Raw genomic sequence first — 17,823 nt, 5'->3', positions numbered from 1 at the left:
ACTTTCACGCACACGGCCCCGCCTGCAGACTCGTCTGCCCGGCGGGGCCGTCTGCGTTCCGGCAGCGTCCCACTCAGCGAAAATTTTTGCCCGTCAGCGGCCGAAATCGTGTAATACTGCAACCTGTTCCAGTAAGCGGCACAGCGGGCCCACGATCCCCCGGATCAGGCTCGCCAACCAGATGAGGATTGCATGAGCGAGACTGCAACGCCGGCGCCGAACGGGAGTGTGACACCTGCAGTAGAGGGTTGGTTCACCACCGGCGACGAACCTGCTCTGATCGGCACGAAGTGCCAATCCTGCGGCACCATTTCCTTCCCTCGTGAGGCGACGTTCTGCAAGAGCCCGAGCTGCTTCAGCGAGGAGTTCGACGACGTGGAACTCTCCCGCCGCGGCACTGTCTGGTCGTACACCGACGCGCAGTACCAGCCCCCGCCGCCGTACATCCCGCGCTCGGATCCGTACGAGCCTTTTGCTCTCGCAGCAGTCGAGTTGCCCGAGGGGATCGTCATCCTCGGCCAGGTGGCCGACGGATTCGGCGTCGACGATCTCAAGGTCGGCAATACCGTCGAATTGGTTGTCGAGCCGCTGTACACCGACGAAACCGGAGTACGTACGACGTGGCGCTGGAAGCCTGTCGCCGCAGCTGATCAGGAGTCGCAGTCATGAGCAAGGACGTCGCAGTACTCGGTGTCGGAATGCACCCCTGGGGCAAGTGGGGGCAGTCGTTCGTGAAATACGGCGTTGCCGCCGCTCGCGCCGCGCTCGCCGATTCGGGTGTGAATTGGCAGGACGTCGACTTCATCGTCGGCGGCGAAACTGTCCGCAACGGTTACGGCGGATACGTCGCCGGAGCCACGTTCGCTCAGGCCCTCGGCTGGAACGGCGCTCGCGTCGCCACGTCGTACGCAGCGTGCGCGACGGGAGCCCAGGCACTCGACACCGCTCGCGCACGAATCCTGGCCGGCCTCAGCGAAGTTGCCCTGGTCGTCGGCGCGGACACCACCCCCAAGGGTTTCCTCGCTCCCGTCGCCGGTGAGCGTTGGGACGACCCGGACTGGCTGCGCTTCCGCCTCATGGGTATGACCAACCCGGCGTACTTCGCGCTCAACGCGCGTCGTCGCATCGACCTCTACGGCGCCACCGCGGAGGACTTCGCCAACGTGAAGGTCAAGAACGCCAAGCACGGGCTCAATAATCCGAATGCGCGCTACCGCAAGGAAGTCACCGTCGAGAACGTGTTGGCATCCCCCGTGGTGTCCAATCCCCTGCATTTGCTCGACATCTGCGCGACGTCCGACGGCGGCGCCGCAATCTTGCTGACGTCGATGGAATACGCCCGCAAGATGGGCATCGCGGAACCTGTTCGCATCAAGGCTATTTCGACGGTCACGCCGACGTTCCCGCAGACGATCATGGATATGCCGAACTTCTCCACCGATTCCAGCTCCGCCGTCCCGGCTCCGGAGCGCACGTTCAAGGAATCCATCGGCTACGCCGCGTACGAGGAAGCCGGAATCTCTCCCGAAGACGTCGACGTCGCCGAGGTCTACGACCTCGCTACCTCGGTGGAACTGGACTGGATCGAAGACCTCGCGCTGTGCAAGCGGGGCGAGGCCGAGCACCTTCTACGTGCGGGTGACACCAGTATCGGAGGCCGCATCCCGGTCAATCCGTCCGGCGGTCTCGCGTGCTTCGGCGAAGCCGTTCCCGCACAGGCACTTGCGCAGGTGTGCGAGCTCACCTGGCAGCTGCGCGGACAAGCCGAAGGCCGTCAGGTCGAAGGCGCCCGCATCGGTATCACCGCCAACCAAGGCCTGTTCGGACACGGCTCCTCGGTGATCGTTTCCGCCTGACCCTGTTTCTACTTTCGTGGCGGTCGCACACTCACCCGTGAGCGGCCGCCACGATCACGTCTGCCACTGCCCCTGGCTGTGAGACCAGCGAGGCATGGGAGGTCGGGAGTTCGCTGGTGTTCGCGCCCATCCGGTTTGCCATGAACCGCTGCGCCGAAGCTGGGATCACGCGATCCTCACCGGCGACCAGATACCAGCTCGGTGTGTTCGCCCACGACGGTGGCCCGCCGAGTTCGAGGTTCGCCCACAAAGCGGCGGACTTCTGGTGAGCCAACATCGTTGCCGCCGTCTCGTCGGAAACGTCTTGAGCGAAGACGGAATGGAAATACTCGTCCGTGACGTAGCCGTCGACGTTCTTCCCGCCGATCGCGTGAGGATCGTCGACGATCCTCAATCCCAGAGCGGGAGGAAGCAATTGGCTGCCAGGGAATCGAATCGGGTCGATCGTGATCTGTACCGGCTCACCCTCCACCGGACCGAACGCCGCGATGTAGACCAGCGACTGGACCTTCGGATCGTGGACATTGGTGATCACCGCGCCGCCGTACGAGTGCCCGACGAGAACGACGGGGCCGTCGATGTCCGCAACCGTCTTCTCGATCACGGACGCGTCGTAAGCCGGCCCGCGCAGAGGATTGTCCGGCGTCACGACGCGATAGCCACGCGAGCGTAGGTCGGCGGCAACTCCGTCCCAACTGGTGGCGTCGGCAAAGGCTCCGTGAACCAGAACGACAGTTGGCTTGGGGCCTGCCACCGCAGCACCGGAACCGAAGATCAGTCCGGCCGCGACTGTCATGAGCATTGCCAGAACTGCTGTGAATACACGTGAGATCTTCATGCGTTTCCTTCACTCTCGTAGGCAAGCGAGAAACTGCGGTAGGCCGGGACACGCCCGTTTCGATCCTAGAAATACCTGCTGCGACGGACGTGACTGTCCGTGCAGACTTCTGGGCTCACGGTGCACAAATTCTGGTTGAGCGTCCACATCCCGGGGTATCAAGGCTGCATGGCTTTGCTCCTGGATACTTCCGTGCTGGAGCCTGACCAACGCACGGACGCCTTCGTCGACGCGATGGGACGCGCATCGGTTCCCTGTGCGATCCACTTGGAGGATCCGGCGGGCGTGAGCGCCCGGATGAACGTGTGGAATCTGGGCGCAGCATCACTGTTCCGCTCCGAGTCGACGGGGATGCGATTGACCAGAACACCGCGGCACGTGCGATCAGCGTCGATGCCGGTTCTCGCGATTGCCCTGCAGGAGAGCGGAATCGGCCATCTAGATCAGCACGATGAGCAACGCAGAGTCCCGGCCGGTGAACTACTCATGACGGACCTGACGTCGACCTACGATTTCTCCTGGACGGGAACGGGCGCTTCCCAGTGCCTCTACGTTCCGATGGATCGGCTGGGACTACCGATCGACACCGTGCGAGACGCTGCCACGCGACCTCACCACAGCAACCTGTACCCCTTGATGATCGCGCACGTTCGTGAATTGTTCCGCAGCGCCGATCAGTTGGAGACCGATCCTGCCGCCGAACAATTGGGCGAGGCCTCGATCGAACTGGCGCGCGCTTTGGTCGCATCGATCACGCATGCAAATCCCGACGCCTCCGCTCCGAGATCGGCACTCACGTTGACATCGGTCCGCGGATACATCCGCGAACACCTTCACGATCCGGCGCTGCATCCTGCACGAATTGCCCATGCCCACAGCATCTCACTGCGTCAGCTGTACAAGATCTGTTCGGACAACGAATTCCGGCTCGAGCAGTGGATCATCACCCAGCGCTTGCAGAAAGCTCGGGCCGAACTCGCTCGACCCGCTACCGTCGACCTGCCGATCGCCACCATTGCGCGCCGTGCGGGATTTGTCGACGCCGGACACTTCAGCCGACGGTTTCGGCAGGCCTACGGAGTCAGCCCGACTCGTTGGCGTCAGCTCCGCGATTGCAGCAGCGCCACAACGTCTGACTGACCACGGCTTTCGGCATTGTCCAATGCGGTCTTTCCCGACGCATCCCGGATAGAGGGATCTGCCCCGGCGTCGAGAAGCTGAGTGATCACGTCGACGTAGCGCGCCGAGCCGTCGCCGTACACAACGGCCTCGAGAAGCGCCGTCCACCCCGGATCATTGACGTGATTGACCGGTACCCCGGCAGCAATCAGCATCCGGACGGTCTCGACATGCGCGTGTTCACTCGCGGGAATCAGAGCCGTACCGCCGTAACGGTTCACGCTGTCGACATCCGCGCCATGGCTGAGCGTCAGTGCCAGAATCTCGTTCAATCCCTCGGCTCCGGAATACAGGAAGGCCGAATCCTGCATGGAATCCTTCGCGTTCACGTCAGCTCCGGCAAGAATCAACGTAGAAGCCGCAGCGACGGCGTTGTTCTTGGTGGCCTGGACGAGTGGAGTCCGTTCGCCCTCGCCGCGCGCTTCGATGTTCGCGCCGGCAGTCAGGGCAGCGGTAACAGCTGCGGGATCATTGCGGTCCACAGCATCGAAGAGCGCGCGTTCGGATTCCGGCGTCGATGCTGGCTTTACACCCGTAGGCGGTACAGCTGCCGTTGTTGTCGCTGACGCCGCGGTTGTCGGCGTCAGCGCGGTGTCGGACGAACTGCAACCCGCCAACGCTCCGGTCACTGATACCGCGAAGATTGCCCAGGCGAGGACAGACCTGCGCGGCCGCGCCGTCACAGCGAATCACTTTCTTGGACAAGTGTTTCGAGCGTCATCCTGACGGCGTCCAGGTGTTCGGCCATCGCCCTGGAGGCGTGGTCGTAACTCCCGGATGCAATTCCTTCGACTATTCGTTCGTGTTCCTCGTTCGACTTTTCCTGGCGACCGGCAACAAGATTGAGTGTCTCGGATTGCCTTGTCAGCGCTTCACGGATATCGACGATTACCGACTCGAAGACACGATTCCTACTGGCTTTTGCAATCAGTCCGTGAAATTGGGCGTCGAGTGCAACCCATACGAGCGGATCGTCCTCGTCACGCATCTGCTGTACCAGTCCGCGGAGGGCTGCCAGTTCCTCCGCTGTGTGCCGTTGCGCAGCCCATCCTGCGGCCGGAATTTCGACATGAGGCCGTGCTTCGACCAATTCGTTGGCCGCGTAACTGCCGAAATCGAGGTCTCGCGCTATCGAATCACTGACGACGAAGGTGCCGAGCCCGGATTTTGTCTCGGTGAGCCCGAGTGCGTGGCACGAGCGCAGGGCTTCACGGATGACCGATCGACTGACCCCGTGCCTTTCGGCCAGGGACGCTTCGGACGGGAGACGCTCTCCGACTGCCAGATCGCCGGAGGCTATTGCGGCACGAAGGTCTGCGAGGACTGCCTCGGCAGCACTCACCCGCGCGGCGACTGGTCGCCTGGTGGCCCAGCTGTCTGACAGGTTCATGCCGTCATTGTTGCGACTGCCGAAGTCCCGCGTCAAACATCGCACCTGGTGACGGGTTGACGTGCAGGAGTGAGCGAGGTAACAATTAGACCTGTCAGACAGCCTGATAGCCCGATAGCTGGGCGGGTCTACTACTTGTCCGTCAGCGCTGCGATCCCGAAATACACCCACCGCGCAGAGTGATGCTCGCGCGAAGAGACACGAGGAATTGATCAAGTGCTCGAAACGCGAACAGAACACGATCTGCTCGGCGATCGCGAAGTTCCAGCCGATTCGTACTGGGGAATCCACACCTTGCGCGCGATGGAGAACTTCCCGATCACTGGTCGAACAATTTCCACGAACCCGCATCTGATCCGCGGCATCGCTTACGTCAAATGGGCCGCAGCCAGCGCAAACGAGAAGCTGGGCATCCTCGACGGCCCGCGAGCCGAGGCCATCTCACAGGCATGCAAGGAAATCGTGGACGGCCGGTGGCACGAACAGTTCGTGGTGGACGTCATCCAGGGTGGTGCCGGAACGTCGACGAACATGAATGCCAACGAGGTAATCGCCAATCGCGCATTGGAAATCCTCGGCCACCAGCGCGGCGACTACGAACGACTTCACCCCAATGAGCACGTGAACCTGAGCCAATCGACCAACGACGTCTACCCCACGGCCGTCAACATCTCGACGATCTTCGCGATCGAGGACCTGCTGGATGCACTTCGTGTACTCCAGAATGCGTTCACGACCAAATCTCTCGAGTTCGCCGACACAGTGAAGATGGGACGCACCCAACTGCAGGACGCCGTGCCGATGACTCTGGGTCAGGAGTTCGGCACCTACGCGGTCATGATCGAGGAGGATCGAGCGCGCCTGGCTGAGGCTGCTCTTCTCGTTCACGAGATCAACCTCGGCGCCACTGCTATCGGCACCGGTCTCAACGCACCTGCCGGCTACGCCGAGGTGGCCTGTTCCGACCTGGGCGCACTAACCGGGCTGCCGCTGGTGTTGGCAACGGATCTGGTCGAAGCGACCCAAGACGTGGGCCAGTTCGTCCACCTCTCCGGCGTACTCAAGCGGGTCGCTGTGAAGTTGTCCAAGGTGTGCAACGATCTTCGGCTGCTCTCTTCTGGTCCGCGAGCCGGATTGAACGAGATCAATCTGCCTCCGGTGCAGGCAGGTTCGTCGATCATGCCGGGCAAGGTCAATCCGGTAATTCCCGAGGTACTCAATCAGGTCGCGTACGAAGTCATCGGCAATGACGTGACGATTACGATGGCTGCGGAATCCGGGCAACTCCAACTCAACGCTTTCGAGCCGATCATCGTGCACTCACTGTCCGAAGGAATGCGACACCTCGGTGCGGCTTGCCGCATTCTGGCGGACCGGTGCGTACTCGGTATCACGGCCAACACCGAACTGTTGCGCGCGCGAGTCGAAGACTCCATCGGCCTCGTCACTGCGCTCAATCCCTACATCGGATATACCGCGTCCACACGGATTGCCCAGGAGGCGTTGATTTCCGGGCGTCGCGTCGCCGATCTCGTGATCGAAGCGGGCCTGCTCGACCGCGAGGAACTCGATCGGTTGCTCAGCCCCGAACATCTCGCCAATCTCCGCGTTGCGGGCGAGAAGCCTCATGCTACCGCCGTCGCGGAGGAGGTTTGATGACCGTCGAACGGGAAGAGACACCCCACGCCGAGGTTGCCGCTGAAGAGGATCTCGGATATCAGAAGGCGCTCGGCCCCAGACAGATTCAGATGATCGCGATCGGTGGTGCGATCGGAACAGGCCTTTTCATGGGTGCGGGAGGGCGACTCCAACAGGCGGGCCCGGCCTTGGTTCTCGTGTACGCGTTGTGCGGGTTCTTCGCGTTCCTGATCCTGAGGGCACTCGGCGAACTGGTGATGCACCGCCCGACTTCGGGATCCTTCGTTTCCTACGCACGCGAATTCTTCGGCGAGAAGATGGCTTTCGCCGCGGGTTGGCTGTACTGGATGAACTGGGCAATGACTGCCGTGGTCGATGTCACGGCTGTGGCGTTGTACATGAACTTCTTCAAAAAGTACTGGGCGCCACTGGGGCACATCGATCAGTGGATGTTCGCTCTGATCGCGGTGGTGTTGGTTCTCGGACTGAATCTGGTGTCCGTGAAAGTCTTCGGAGAGCTGGAGTTCTGGTTCGCGTTGATCAAGGTCGTTGCGTTGACCGCGTTCCTCGGGTTCGGTGTCTATTTCGTACTCTTCGGCACGCCCATCGAAGGGCATTCCTCCGGATTCAGCCTGATCACCGACAATGGTGGGCTGTTCCCCAACGGAATACTTCCGGCAGTCGTGGTGATTCAGGGCGTCGTGTTCGCTTACGCCTCAATTGAACTCGTGGGAACCACGGCCGGAGAGACCGAAAATCCCCGGAAGGTGATACCCAAGGCAATCAACACAGTGATCATTCGGATCCTCGTCTTCTACGTGGGATCGGTACTACTGCTCTCGCTGTTGCTCCCGTACACGGAGTACCACGCCGGTGAAAGTCCATTCGTCACATTCTTCGGTTCGATCAACATCCAAGGCGCGGATGCGATCATGAATCTGGTCGTTCTCACTGCAGCCTTGTCTTCCCTCAATGCCGGATTGTATTCGACCGGACGAATACTCCATTCGATGGCGATGGCAGGCTCGGCGCCTGCCTTCGCTGCCAAAATGAACAAAGCCGGAGTGCCGTACGGGGGAATCGCACTCACCGGCGTGGTCATTCTGTTCGGCGTCGGGCTCAATGCTGTTGTCCCAGCGCAAGCCTTCGAAATAGTCCTCAATCTTGCAGCCCTCGGCATCATCAGTGCGTGGGCAGTCATAGTGTTGTGCCAGTTGAAGCTCTGGCAACTTGCGAAACAAGGCAAAGTCACCCGCCCTCCCTTCCGCATATTCGGCGCACCGTACACCGGGATCGCGACACTGGTCTTTCTTGCGGTCGTTATCGTATTGATGGCATTCGACAACCCTGTTGGAACATGGACCGTCGGCTCCATCGCGATCATCGCACCGCTGTTGATGATTGGTTGGTACGGCGCCAGGAATCGCATTCGCGAGTTGGCCATCCATCGCCCCACAGCTTGACGTGAAAGGACCTCAGTGTCGAAAGTCGCAGTCGTCACCACTGGTGGCACCATCGCCAGCACCCGAGATGCGCACGGAATCAGTCGGCCCGCAATCACCGGTGCAGATCTGCTCGGCAATGAGCAGACCGACATCGATCTTCGAGTCGTGGACGTGATGTCGAAGGACAGCTCGAGCATGACCTTCGCGGACATGGATCGTGTTCGCGACGCCGTAGCCGACGAATTGAAGGATCCTGGACTCGACGCGGTGGTCGTGCTTCACGGCACCGACACGATGGAGGAAACTGCGTTCTTGTTGGACCTGCACCACGACGACCGACGTCCGGTGGTCTTCACCGGGGCGCAGCGCACTTTCGACCATCCCGAGTCCGACGCTCGTTCGAATCTGGCCGCGGCGATCGCGGCCGGACTCGACATCTCGTCGCAGGGACGTGGTGTCCTCATCGCCTTCGGCGGTTCGGTCCATCCGGCCGCAGGTACGCGAAAGGCCGACACCACGGCACTTGATGCCTTCCGCTCCTTGCGCATCGATCCGGCCCTGCTGCACACTCCCGAACCATTGCCGTGGCATCCGATTTCGAACACCCGCGTCGACATCATCGCCGTGTATCCCGGGGCAGACCGCGTACAGATCGACGCTTGCGTGAGCGCCGGGGCAAATGGACTCGTTCTCGACGGACTCGGTTCGGGAAATGCCAATCCGACGATCGTCGAGGCCGTCCGAGACTGCATAGGCGCTCACATTCCGGTGGTCGTGACAACTCGTGTGCCCTCGGGGCCAATCTCCCCGGTTTACGGTGGTGGTGGCGGCGGCCACGACTTGATCGCCGCAGGCGCTGTATTTTCCACCGATCTTCGGGCCGGTCAGGCACGTGTACTTCTGGCGGCCTTGTTGTCAGATCCGGATCTCGTGGGCCTGGAAAAGGCATTCGACCGATATTCGAGGTTTGCTCGCACCCCGCCGTTCAGGCGGTAGCACTGGCGACGCCGTTCGTAGTTCGAACGCACCCCTCGCTAAATCAGGGACTTTGGTCCGAATCTTTTGATTTGGACGCTTAACAAGTGTCCGAATTGGGTAGTTTCACATCATCTAACTCGTTACGTATGTCGATCCAGCGGTCACGTCCAGTGCAGCCAGTCGAACAGGAGTCGGATGAGCAGCCCATTTCGTGATGCCGCTGCAGTGACGCTCGACGCGTCTCACCGCGTCGGGCACACTCACGCGTCGGACGTGCCTGTCAGCGGGCGCTTTCACCCGCCCTCTGCAATCAAGGGACTGGTTCCACGTCCCCGGTTGCACCAGAAACTCACCGCGTCCACCACTACCGAGGGCTCGGGACCCGGGTCCGTCGGGCTGCTTTCTGCACCGGCCGGAGCGGGAAAGACCCTGCTGCTGGCGAATTGGGCTCGTGAGTATTCGCGGGCGTCCCCTGACGTGGACCTGGCCTGGCTGACGTTGGCCGAGCGCGACAACAACGTGTCGGTGCTGTGCGAATCCCTCGCCGAGGCCATCTCGACGCCTCTCGACCCGGCCGGTCGCGCGCCCACCGGCCAAGGGTTCCCGGCACAGGCGGGATCGAGACGACCCGTCGAACAGTGGCTCGCGCACTTCGCGGAAACCGTCGAAGCTCACGATCGCCGAACGACGCTGATCCTCGACGACGTTCACACACTTCACGATCCGATGTCGATCGGTCTTCTCGACCAGATACTCACGCACACCCCGGACAATCTGTCGATCATCGTCGCTGCTCGATACGAACCTCCGCTCACCTGGCATCGTCTCGCGCTCGATGGCCGACTCACTCGCTTCGCATCCACCGATCTCGCCTTCGACCGCACCGAGATCACTGCGATGTTCGGCGAATACGACATCACCCTCGGCGACGACGAGCTCGCAATCGTCGAGAACTTCACCAAGGGGTGGGGCGCTGTTGTTCGCCTGACCGCAGCGTTCCTGGCAGGCCGGAGCGACATCGGTGATGCATTGAACGAGTTCACCCATACGCCGCGCCCGATCGCCGACTTCCTCGTCGACGAGGTCCTGACATCCTTGCCCGAGCATGTCACGACATTCATGTTGCGGACATCCGTCGTCGATTCGTTCTCTGCTCAACTCGCAGAAACGTTGACCGATTCGAATGCGCGGTCCGAGATCGACGCTCTGATTCAATACAACTTCCCCGTGACGCGGACCGACTCCGCTGACCACACCACGTGGTTCAGCTACCACCCCCTTCTCCTCGAACACCTCCGCGCAGAGTTCCGTCGGGTCGATCACGAGGAGAGAAATCGCGCGCACCTTCGAGCAGCAACCTGGTTCGAGAGTCATCATTTCGAACTCGAGGCGCTCGAACTCGAGGTGTCGATCGGCGACCCGTGCCGCATCCTCGCTTTTCTCGAGCGCTGCGGACTGGGCCTCGTACTCGACGGGCACAGCGGAGACGTCGTCCGAGTGCTCGAATCCGCACCGACGCAGGTCTCCGAATCTCCGATCACCCGCCTGGTCCTGGCTGCGGCCGCCCTCCATTCCGGTGACATGACCTCTGCGACAACGTGCCTCGATCTCCTCGAGGCAACTCATCCGCCTATTGCGGACGAGCCACTGTTCCTGGCGATGAGTCTGGAAATCTCCTGTGCTTCGCCAACTTCCGACAACAAACCATTGGTTTCGCGCCTGGTGCGGCGCCAGAACAGCACTCACTCGGACGTCGAAGCCTACGCTCACCTCGAGGTAGCGACGGCCCTCCTACTCAAACGCGAGTTCGACAGGGCAACTGTCGAATACACCCAGGCGGTCGCGCTCGGAACACTACGAGGCAGGTCGCGATTCGTACTGAAGGCATTGACCGGGCTAGGATTTGTCGCCTCACTCAGCGGGGACATCGAGGCGATGAGGGCACACTCCACCTACGCCATCGACTACGCGGTCGAACACCGAATCACAACGACGGCGGAGTACGAGTTGTCCGCGTCCGTGGTGGCCTTCGCTGCATATCTCTGCGCCACCAGCGAACTTCCGTACCGCATACCGACTATCGGAAACTACCGGAGCACAGATGTTCTCGGCGCCAGCGTCCCGGCATTCGGGTGGCACACCGTCGTCACATTCGGGCTCCATAGTCTCGGCGACGCGGCCGATCGACGGTCGACCGCTGCCGACGTCCGCGATGCGATGCTCAGCGCGATCGCACTGCGCACCTTCTCATTGGCGACTCTTGCCCTACTCCCACCGGTCGTGAACGCATGCCTGTCGGTCGGCGAAGTGGAATGGGCCGGCCGACTCGTGCGCGATGCGGCTGATCAGTTCGGCGAGACTTCCGAGATACACCTGGCGCGAGCTGCCGTGGCTTTCTCGTCCAACAAGTTCGCAGAAGCACTCGTCGAGGTTTCCGAAGCCCTCGGATCCACCGAAGAGCCTGTGCTCGCCCACACCGTCTACGCCTGGACACTCGAGGCTGGGATCCACGCTGCCACCGGTCACGAGCGCAAGTCGTTTCGTTCGCTGCACAAAGCCCTGCGAGCCGCAGAAACCGGTGGGCTGTTGCGACCTTTCCTCGACTACGGCGCGTCACTGCGTCCGATCTTCGACGAGTTCAGTGGGCACTTCGGCGATCAGGAGGCTTTTGCCGAGCAGGTACGCAACCGCATTCGTCCACAAGAGCTGGTGAGTGCACCGATCCTCACACCGGGCGAATACACCGTGCTGCGCGAACTGGCCTCGGGAGACACCACCGAGTCGATCGCCGACACGCTGTTCCTCTCCGTCAACACGATCAAGACGCATCTACGCGGGATCTATCGGAAGTTGGAAGTAAGTAACCGACGCGACGCACTCAAGGCTGCGCGCCGCGGCGGACTCATCTGAGCAAGACTGCTTCCATGCCCCCGAAGCTGTACTCCGATACGCGCGATCGAATGACCGTCTGGGCGAGACGCACACCAAGCCGACGGTTGGCTACCGACGCGACGATCGACGTCTTCGAAGTCGGACTCGTCGACAGCGCCATGACTTTGGCAGCCCAGGCGTTCACGTCCTTGCTGCCGGTGATGATCGCAGCGTCCACCCTGGAAAAGCTGAAGCCCTTGGCCGATGTCGCCAGAGACGACCTCGGGGTGCAGCTTCCCGACGCCGTGATGACCGACACCTCCACTGCGGCCGCATTCGGCATTGTCGGCTTGCTCATGCTGTTGATCAGTTCCACGTCCTACGCTCGCGCCCTTGGCCGGATGTACGGACGAATCTGGAGTGTGCCGACAGCGACACTTCGCCAGGCATGGCGGTGGATCGCGGTCGTGTTCGTCGTCGCCGCGTCAGTGGTCGGTGCTGCGCTGTGCCGCGAACTGAATGCCGTTCCGAGAGTGGGCAGTCTCCTGGAATTTGTTGCGGTCTACGCAGTGTGGGCACTGGTCTGGACTGCTGTGCCCATGCTGTTGACCGCCAATCGCATGACCACTCGTATGTGTGTCGGGTCCGGCTTGCTCACCGCGACGGGTCTGACCGGACTGCACGTGGCCGGCACTCTTTTCCTGCCGCGGATGACCAAGACGTCTCAGGACGAGTTCGGCCTTCTCGGCGTGATGTTCACCGTGATCGGGTGGCTGTTCATCTTCTCTGCCATCGTGGTGGTCGCGTCGTCGATCGTCGGATCGGTCGCAAAAGATGCGGGGCCACTGGGAATCTGGCTGCGGACGTCACGCTGAAGTGTTGTCCCGGCCCTCGAGTGCCTGCGAGACGGTCGGATAGACGTCGACCTTCAGCGCACCCTCGTCGGCCCCGGACAAGACATCGCGGAACTGACCGATGTCGCGGGCCACCCGGAAGCTCACATTCTTGCGAGCCAACGAATCTCGAAGCTGAGCCAACATCTGGGCCGCGCTGACGTCGATGAACGGTGAAGTCTCGGCGTCGAGGATGACCGTCGTGGTCCCGGTGGTCACCATGCCGGTGATCTGATCACGCACGTGATCGGCATTCGCGAAGAAGAGTCCGGATTCGACCCTGACCACCACGACGCCGTCGAGTGTCCTCAGATCAGGATGGCTGCTCGTGTCGACCCAACGCGTGCCGTCCTTGGCCAGAGCGGCCACGTGCGGTTTGGAGACTCGATACAGGAGCAGCAGCATCGAGACGACGATCCCGATGATCAGACCGGGCAAGGTATCGAACAGGAGAACTCCGAACATCGCCGCGACAGCGGCGGCGAAATCGGCCCGAGCGGCGTGCCCGTAGATGCTGCCCAATCGCTTCGTCCAGACCCGGTACAGCGCTGCGAGAGAAGAGAAATCCACTAGTTCGATCACTGCGGCGATCACCACCGCCGATAGCGTCGCTTCCGGTAGTTTCTCGAACAACCCAGTCAGGAACAGCAGTGTCAGCAGCGTCAATGCGGCGACCACCAACCCGCTGACCTGTGATTTGGCACCCGCTCCCCCGTTGACAGCCGTCTTCGAGAGGCTGCCGTTGACCACCATTCCCGAGCAGATGCCCGATCCGAGATTGGCGGCCCCCAGTCCTACCAGTTCCCGGTTGGCGTCGATCGTGTATCCGGCCTTCGCCGCGTATGTCTTTGCAGCGCCGAGACCTTCGGCGAAACCGATGAGTAGAACACCGACGGCCGGCCCCACGAGGTCGAGGTAGTCCTCGGCTCCTACTCCACTCGGCAGGCCCATAGTCGGCAAGCCCGAATCGATGTGTCCGACGATGTCGATGCCACGGTCGTCGAGTCCGAACAGCGCCACTGCGGTAATCCCCAGTAACACAACCAGAAGCGAACCTGGCACGAGCGGGAGCCATCGCTTGACTCCCAGAACCATTGCCAAGCTGAGTAATCCGATGACCACCGTCGGACCGTCGACCTCGCCAAGTTCCTTGATCACCGTCCACGCCTGGACGAAGAAGTTCCCCTCGCCCTTGTCCACGCCCAGGAGTTTGGGTACTTGACCGATGATGATCGTGAGCGCCAAACCGACTATGAATCCCTTGAGAACCGGCTCGGAGATGAAGGATGCGATGAATCCGAGGCGCATGAATCCTGCGAGCAATCCGACGAGTCCGGTCACGATCGCGAGCCCGACCGACAACGCGACAAATCTGGTGTCGTCTCCCGACGCCAGTGGCGCGATCATCGCCGCGGACAACGCGGCAGTGGCCGACATCGGTCCGACGATCAGATGCCGCGAACTACCAGCTGCTGCATACAGAATCAGTGACGGAACTGCAGCATAGAGCCCGACCACCGGCGGAACTCCGGCGATGGTGGCGTACGCGAGCGCTTCCGGGACAAGGACAGCCCACACCGTGAGGCCGGCGATGATGTCTGGGCGAAGCCAGCCTCGCTGATAGTCGGACAGTGATCCGAAGACCCACCAGGTCCGTGTGTGCGGAGCACTCATAGCCCTTGCACCCCTTTACTGATCTGCATCGCCGCGATCAGGACGAGGAGCCCGACGTTCAGCAAGTGCGTGTTGGTGGCTATCCAGGTGCGGATCTTCTGCAGCGGTTCGGTGGCCTCCTCCTTCTTGATCAGGAGAAGGGCGACCGGCACGGCGACCGAGGTCACGGACACCAGAGAAAAGATCACGGCCGAGACGATCTGCGACGTCGGCGCCACGGTGCTGAGGCGAAAGTTCATGGCAGCGGCAATCGCACAGGACATGTCGATGGGATTGAGAACGAACAGCGCGAACCCGAGCACACCCGATCGCATCGGCTGGAAGTGTTCTACCGACTGGAGCATTTTCGGCAGTTGAGGGGCCGCCGCGACAACATCTCCCGGAGCCACTGCAGCCGCCATCGCCTGTACTCCGCGCCGACTACGCGTGTAGACGAACCAGGCACCCGCGAGCAACGTCACGCCGAGGACGAGGTGGAGGATGGGCACCCACAGGGGTGGGTGTGTTCTCTGATGAACTTGGAGTGCGGTCAAGATGATGTACGACCCGGCCAGGGCGACAACTATTCCGAGATACCACCCGATCAGATACGCGATGCTGTTGAGACGCGCTCGTTCGGAAAAGAGCACGGCGACAACGGCGACAACCGCCAGCGGGCTCATGATGATACCGAGTGCCAGCGGGATCTGTTGCAGTAGCAGCGATCCCATAACTACCTCCCGTTGTCAGAGACCGCCGATGCCCTTACCGATGAGAACAACACCGATAACCAGGATCAACACACTCATCACAGTGGCGTTGTTGTCCTGCAACCACACCTTCAGCTTGGCCAGCGGACCGCGCAGTCGCTCCGCCGCAACGAGGTAACCGATCACGGGCACGCACACTGTCGAGGCAGCGATGACGGTGAAAACCAGGACCGCGACGACTACTTCGCCGGAGCCCAATGACGCAGAGCCGATCGAGATTCCAGCCGCGATACACATCATCAGATTCTTCGGATTGATCGCTGCCAGCGCGAAGCCCAAGCCGATGCCCTTGGCAGCGGTCATGTCGTCGATGGCTTGCATCCACTTCGGGGTTTCATGCTCGCCACCGCGGCCACGCCATTGCTTCACTCCGAACGCAAGCAGCAACACACCCAACGCCAGCTTGATCCACGACACCGTCGCAGAGGGATCACCTTCGGAGTCGCCGAGCTTGCTGGACAGGAGCACGAAGATCACAGTGGCGACAACTATTCCGAGTATCCAGCCCAGGGCGAAGCCGACGCTGGTGCTACCGGCTCGCTTGGACAACAACATCAAGATTGCCGCGATGATCGGGATGGGCGATACCGCAACACCGACTGCTAAGGGTAGAAGATCCCCGATGACAGATCCCATGCCGACCTCTTCTCTCTCCCGGTCGACACTAGGGCTGACGTTCCTTCGCAGCCTCACACAAAAGGGATGAACGTAGCCGCGATGACATTCACCCGTTGGGGATGACGCCTCGGGAGCGTCTGGGAGCAAGACTGGATCTCACGGATACGGAGTCCTGGATCGAGCGGCGACGCCGATTGCCCCTGACGACACGTGATTTCGAGGCTCGACGCGGTACTGACCGAACCTCATGGCCCTACGAAATGGAGCGGACACTGATGAATGCTCCCACTCGGTATCAATTCCTCATCGACGGCGAAGTGTCGGACCGCGTCAAAGCGGCGTTTCCCGAACTCAGCGTTGCCAGTGCCGCCGGCGGATTCACCAGTTTGTACGGGCCCGTCGCGGATCACACTGCTATGCGAAGCATCATGGCTCGCCTCGACTCCCTCGGCTTGACCGTTGCCGAACTGCGAAGGCTCCCAGACTGATCCGAACAGAATGATCCGAACCGACTGATCCGAGCCGGCCATCCGTCGGGTCGTCCCCCGCGCACGAGCGATGGTCCCGACCGAGTCGATTCGGTCGGGACCAACTGCCCTCGAGTTGTTCGGCGCCTAGACTCTGTCTGTGTCCCAGGTCGCGACGGCCCAGATCACAACGACGTCGAGCGCGATGACCAGGATCGACCACAGCGGGTAGTACGGCATCCACAAGAAGTTGGCGATGATCGAGAGCGACGCAATGACTATCGCCGCCGCCCTGGCCCACACTGCACCGGTGAAGAGGCCGAGAGCCACCACGATTCCGATGATGCCCAAGATGATGTGAATCCAGCCCCACGTCGTGATGTCGAACTTGTACGTGTAGTTGATACCCACGACAAACAGATTGTTGTCGGCGACCGCCGCAATGCCCTGAAGCAGAGCGACAATGCCTGCGGTGAGCAGCAGAATTGCTGCTGCAAACGTCGTACCTACCGCGAAACCCTGCCGGACAGGGTGATTCGCGGGTTCCCGCGGTGGAGCAGTCATCAGCGTTCCTTTCGACAGAATGCACTTCCCATACTCAGTCTCGAGGGCCTGGGAAGCGAAAACATCACCCGTCGCGGATGAACCGCAGGTCACCGACCCGTACCCGCTTGCCGGCATCGCAAACCAACATTGGCAGACTGGCACTGTGCAACACACCGTGGTCGTGATCACCGATATCTACGCTCCACCGGCAGTGATCTTCGATCTCGAACTCGACATGGACGAACACTCCGCCTCGCTCCACGCAACAGATGAGGTGGCAGTCACGAGTACGGGTAGATCGACGCTGGGAGAGGGCGACGAGGTGTCGTTCACTGCTCGGCATTTCGGGTGGAGATTCTCGATGACAAGCCGAATCACGCAGTACAACCGTCCGTACTCGTTCACAGACGAGCAGGTCCGCGGCCCGTTTGCCGCAATGCAACACGAGCACGTCTTCGACGATCAGCCGGGTGGGTGGACGCGGATGCATGACCGCTTCACGGTTACGGCCCCTTTCGGCGTGCTCGGACACCTGGCACTGAGGTTGGCTGTCGGCCCGTATCTGCGCCGTCTTCTCGAGCAACGCGCCGCGCACATCAAGACCCGCGCAGAAGGTGGCACCCCTTTCACCGAGTGAGCACCCTCTCCGACGCGCTGCAGACGGTGTTCACTCAGCTGAAC

The 17,823-nt window shown here is 61.5% G+C and carries 17 protein-coding genes; 10 read left to right on the top strand and 7 right to left on the bottom strand.

Features of this window, described 5'->3' with window-relative positions; translation table 11 throughout:
- Window positions 1-192 precede the first annotated feature (192 nt).
- Both AC1DWA_RS10810 and AC1DWA_RS10805 read left to right on the top strand, forming a co-directional pair.
- A complete protein-coding gene (locus AC1DWA_RS10810; RefSeq protein ID WP_477846019.1) occupies window positions 193-669 on the top strand; it encodes a Zn-ribbon domain-containing OB-fold protein in 477 nt (158 codons plus the stop codon).
- Window positions 666-1,856, top strand: coding sequence for a lipid-transfer protein (locus tag AC1DWA_RS10805; RefSeq protein ID WP_020909545.1), 1,191 nt, complete (start codon window positions 666-668; stop codon window positions 1,854-1,856). The genes AC1DWA_RS10810 and AC1DWA_RS10805 overlap by 4 nt, the downstream gene beginning before the upstream one ends.
- 31 nt (window positions 1,857-1,887) lie before the next feature.
- Here the strand turns inward: AC1DWA_RS10805 and AC1DWA_RS10800 are convergent, their stop codons facing one another.
- The gene (locus AC1DWA_RS10800; RefSeq protein WP_070795494.1) at window positions 1,888-2,694 is read right to left on the bottom strand and encodes an alpha/beta hydrolase; all 807 of its coding nucleotides are present in this window, start codon (window positions 2,692-2,694) and stop codon (window positions 1,888-1,890) included.
- 168 nt (window positions 2,695-2,862) lie between these two features.
- Between AC1DWA_RS10800 and AC1DWA_RS10795 the strand changes: the two genes are divergently transcribed.
- Window positions 2,863-3,834 carry a helix-turn-helix domain-containing protein gene (locus tag AC1DWA_RS10795; protein WP_387403472.1) on the top strand — a complete coding sequence of 324 codons (972 nt, stop codon included), beginning with the start codon at window positions 2,863-2,865 and terminating at the stop codon, window positions 3,832-3,834.
- Here the strand turns inward: AC1DWA_RS10795 and AC1DWA_RS10790 are convergent.
- Together AC1DWA_RS10790 and AC1DWA_RS10785 are read right to left on the bottom strand one after the other, a co-directional pair.
- Window positions 3,795-4,556, bottom strand: coding sequence for an ankyrin repeat domain-containing protein (locus tag AC1DWA_RS10790; RefSeq protein ID WP_477846018.1), 762 nt, complete (start codon window positions 4,554-4,556; stop codon window positions 3,795-3,797). The two genes, AC1DWA_RS10795 and AC1DWA_RS10790, sit on opposite strands and share 40 nt — an antisense overlap.
- Window positions 4,553-5,263, bottom strand: a complete 711-nt coding sequence (locus AC1DWA_RS10785; protein WP_021333372.1) for a FadR/GntR family transcriptional regulator — start codon at window positions 5,261-5,263, stop codon at window positions 4,553-4,555. The genes AC1DWA_RS10790 and AC1DWA_RS10785 overlap by 4 nt, the downstream gene beginning before the upstream one ends.
- Window positions 5,264-5,479: 216 nt before the next feature.
- Here AC1DWA_RS10785 and AC1DWA_RS10780 point away from each other — a divergent pair, with 216 nt between their 5' ends.
- The 5 genes from AC1DWA_RS10780 (at window position 5,480) to AC1DWA_RS10760 (ending at window position 13,070) form a co-directional block, all read left to right on the top strand.
- Complete coding sequence (locus AC1DWA_RS10780) at window positions 5,480-6,919, top strand: aspartate ammonia-lyase (protein ID WP_021345919.1); 1,440 nt, start codon at window positions 5,480-5,482, stop codon at window positions 6,917-6,919.
- Window positions 6,919-8,364 carry an amino acid permease gene (locus tag AC1DWA_RS10775; protein WP_019745846.1) on the top strand — a complete coding sequence of 482 codons (1,446 nt, stop codon included), beginning with the start codon at window positions 6,919-6,921 and terminating at the stop codon, window positions 8,362-8,364. The genes AC1DWA_RS10780 and AC1DWA_RS10775 overlap by 1 nt, the downstream gene beginning before the upstream one ends.
- A 15-nt stretch (window positions 8,365-8,379) precedes the next feature.
- Complete coding sequence (locus AC1DWA_RS10770) at window positions 8,380-9,342, top strand: asparaginase (RefSeq protein WP_477846017.1); 963 nt, start codon at window positions 8,380-8,382, stop codon at window positions 9,340-9,342.
- Between the two features lie 177 nt (window positions 9,343-9,519).
- Window positions 9,520-12,234: a winged helix-turn-helix domain-containing protein gene (locus tag AC1DWA_RS10765; RefSeq protein WP_477846016.1), complete on the top strand. Its 2,715-nt coding sequence runs from the start codon at window positions 9,520-9,522 to the stop codon at window positions 12,232-12,234.
- Window positions 12,235-12,248: 14 nt separating this feature from the next.
- A complete protein-coding gene (locus AC1DWA_RS10760; RefSeq protein ID WP_020909552.1) occupies window positions 12,249-13,070 on the top strand; it encodes a hypothetical protein in 822 nt (273 codons plus the stop codon).
- On the opposite strand, the gene AC1DWA_RS10755 is transcribed toward AC1DWA_RS10760, so the two are convergent.
- Genes AC1DWA_RS10755 through AC1DWA_RS10745 form a run of 3 tightly spaced genes read right to left on the bottom strand, consistent with a single transcriptional unit; the run spans window position 13,062 to window position 16,147 of the window.
- Window positions 13,062-14,762, bottom strand: a complete 1,701-nt coding sequence (locus AC1DWA_RS10755) for a SulP family inorganic anion transporter (RefSeq protein WP_019745850.1) — start codon at window positions 14,760-14,762, stop codon at window positions 13,062-13,064. The two genes, AC1DWA_RS10760 and AC1DWA_RS10755, sit on opposite strands and share 9 nt — an antisense overlap.
- Window positions 14,759-15,472 carry a GAP family protein gene (locus tag AC1DWA_RS10750; RefSeq protein ID WP_019745851.1) on the bottom strand — a complete coding sequence of 238 codons (714 nt, stop codon included), beginning with the start codon at window positions 15,470-15,472 and terminating at the stop codon, window positions 14,759-14,761. Before AC1DWA_RS10750 ends, AC1DWA_RS10755 begins: the two co-directional genes overlap by 4 nt.
- Before the next feature lie 15 nt (window positions 15,473-15,487).
- Complete coding sequence (locus AC1DWA_RS10745; RefSeq protein WP_020971194.1) at window positions 15,488-16,147, bottom strand: GAP family protein; 660 nt, start codon at window positions 16,145-16,147, stop codon at window positions 15,488-15,490.
- Window positions 16,148-16,404: 257 nt separating this feature from the next.
- Between AC1DWA_RS10745 and AC1DWA_RS10740 the strand changes: the two genes are divergently transcribed.
- The gene (locus AC1DWA_RS10740) at window positions 16,405-16,617 is read left to right on the top strand and encodes a hypothetical protein (RefSeq protein ID WP_078377385.1); all 213 of its coding nucleotides are present in this window, start codon (window positions 16,405-16,407) and stop codon (window positions 16,615-16,617) included.
- A 126-nt stretch (window positions 16,618-16,743) separates the two neighbouring features.
- Here the strand turns inward: AC1DWA_RS10740 and AC1DWA_RS10735 are convergent, their stop codons facing one another.
- Window positions 16,744-17,160 (bottom strand): DUF7144 family membrane protein, encoded by a 417-nt coding sequence (locus tag AC1DWA_RS10735; protein WP_020909554.1) that lies wholly within the window; start codon window positions 17,158-17,160, stop codon window positions 16,744-16,746.
- A gap of 145 nt (window positions 17,161-17,305) precedes the next feature.
- Here AC1DWA_RS10735 and AC1DWA_RS10730 point away from each other — a divergent pair, with 145 nt between their 5' ends.
- Window positions 17,306-17,779, top strand: a complete 474-nt coding sequence (locus AC1DWA_RS10730) for an SRPBCC family protein (protein WP_279163433.1) — start codon at window positions 17,306-17,308, stop codon at window positions 17,777-17,779.
- Window positions 17,780-17,823: the final 44 nt, after the last annotated feature.

It is taken from the genome of Rhodococcus sp. P4_F3_2 (assembly GCF_056401335.1).
Note: the sequence above shows the minus strand (reverse complement) of the source record. Positions and strands in the feature narration are given on the sequence as shown.

Coding starts and splice junctions, on each gene's coding strand:
- AC1DWA_RS10750 (WP_019745851.1), bottom strand. CDS start 15,472: ATGGGATCGCTGCTACTGCAACAGATCCCGCTGGCACTCGGTATCATC.
- AC1DWA_RS10760 (WP_020909552.1), top strand. CDS start 12,249: ATGCCCCCGAAGCTGTACTCCGATACGCGCGATCGAATGACCGTCTGG.
- AC1DWA_RS10800 (WP_070795494.1), bottom strand. CDS start 2,694: ATGAAGATCTCACGTGTATTCACAGCAGTTCTGGCAATGCTCATGACA.
- AC1DWA_RS10765 (WP_477846016.1), top strand. CDS start 9,520: ATGAGCAGCCCATTTCGTGATGCCGCTGCAGTGACGCTCGACGCGTCT.
- AC1DWA_RS10745 (WP_020971194.1), bottom strand. CDS start 16,147: ATGGGATCTGTCATCGGGGATCTTCTACCCTTAGCAGTCGGTGTTGCG.
- AC1DWA_RS10785 (WP_021333372.1), bottom strand. CDS start 5,263: ATGAACCTGTCAGACAGCTGGGCCACCAGGCGACCAGTCGCCGCGCGG.
- AC1DWA_RS10735 (WP_020909554.1), bottom strand. CDS start 17,160: ATGACTGCTCCACCGCGGGAACCCGCGAATCACCCTGTCCGGCAGGGT.
- AC1DWA_RS10775 (WP_019745846.1), top strand. CDS start 6,919: ATGACCGTCGAACGGGAAGAGACACCCCACGCCGAGGTTGCCGCTGAA.
- AC1DWA_RS10795 (WP_387403472.1), top strand. CDS start 2,863: ATGGCTTTGCTCCTGGATACTTCCGTGCTGGAGCCTGACCAACGCACG.
- AC1DWA_RS10755 (WP_019745850.1), bottom strand. CDS start 14,762: ATGAGTGCTCCGCACACACGGACCTGGTGGGTCTTCGGATCACTGTCC.
- AC1DWA_RS10810 (WP_477846019.1), top strand. CDS start 193: ATGAGCGAGACTGCAACGCCGGCGCCGAACGGGAGTGTGACACCTGCA.
- AC1DWA_RS10740 (WP_078377385.1), top strand. CDS start 16,405: ATGAATGCTCCCACTCGGTATCAATTCCTCATCGACGGCGAAGTGTCG.
- AC1DWA_RS10805 (WP_020909545.1), top strand. CDS start 666: ATGAGCAAGGACGTCGCAGTACTCGGTGTCGGAATGCACCCCTGGGGC.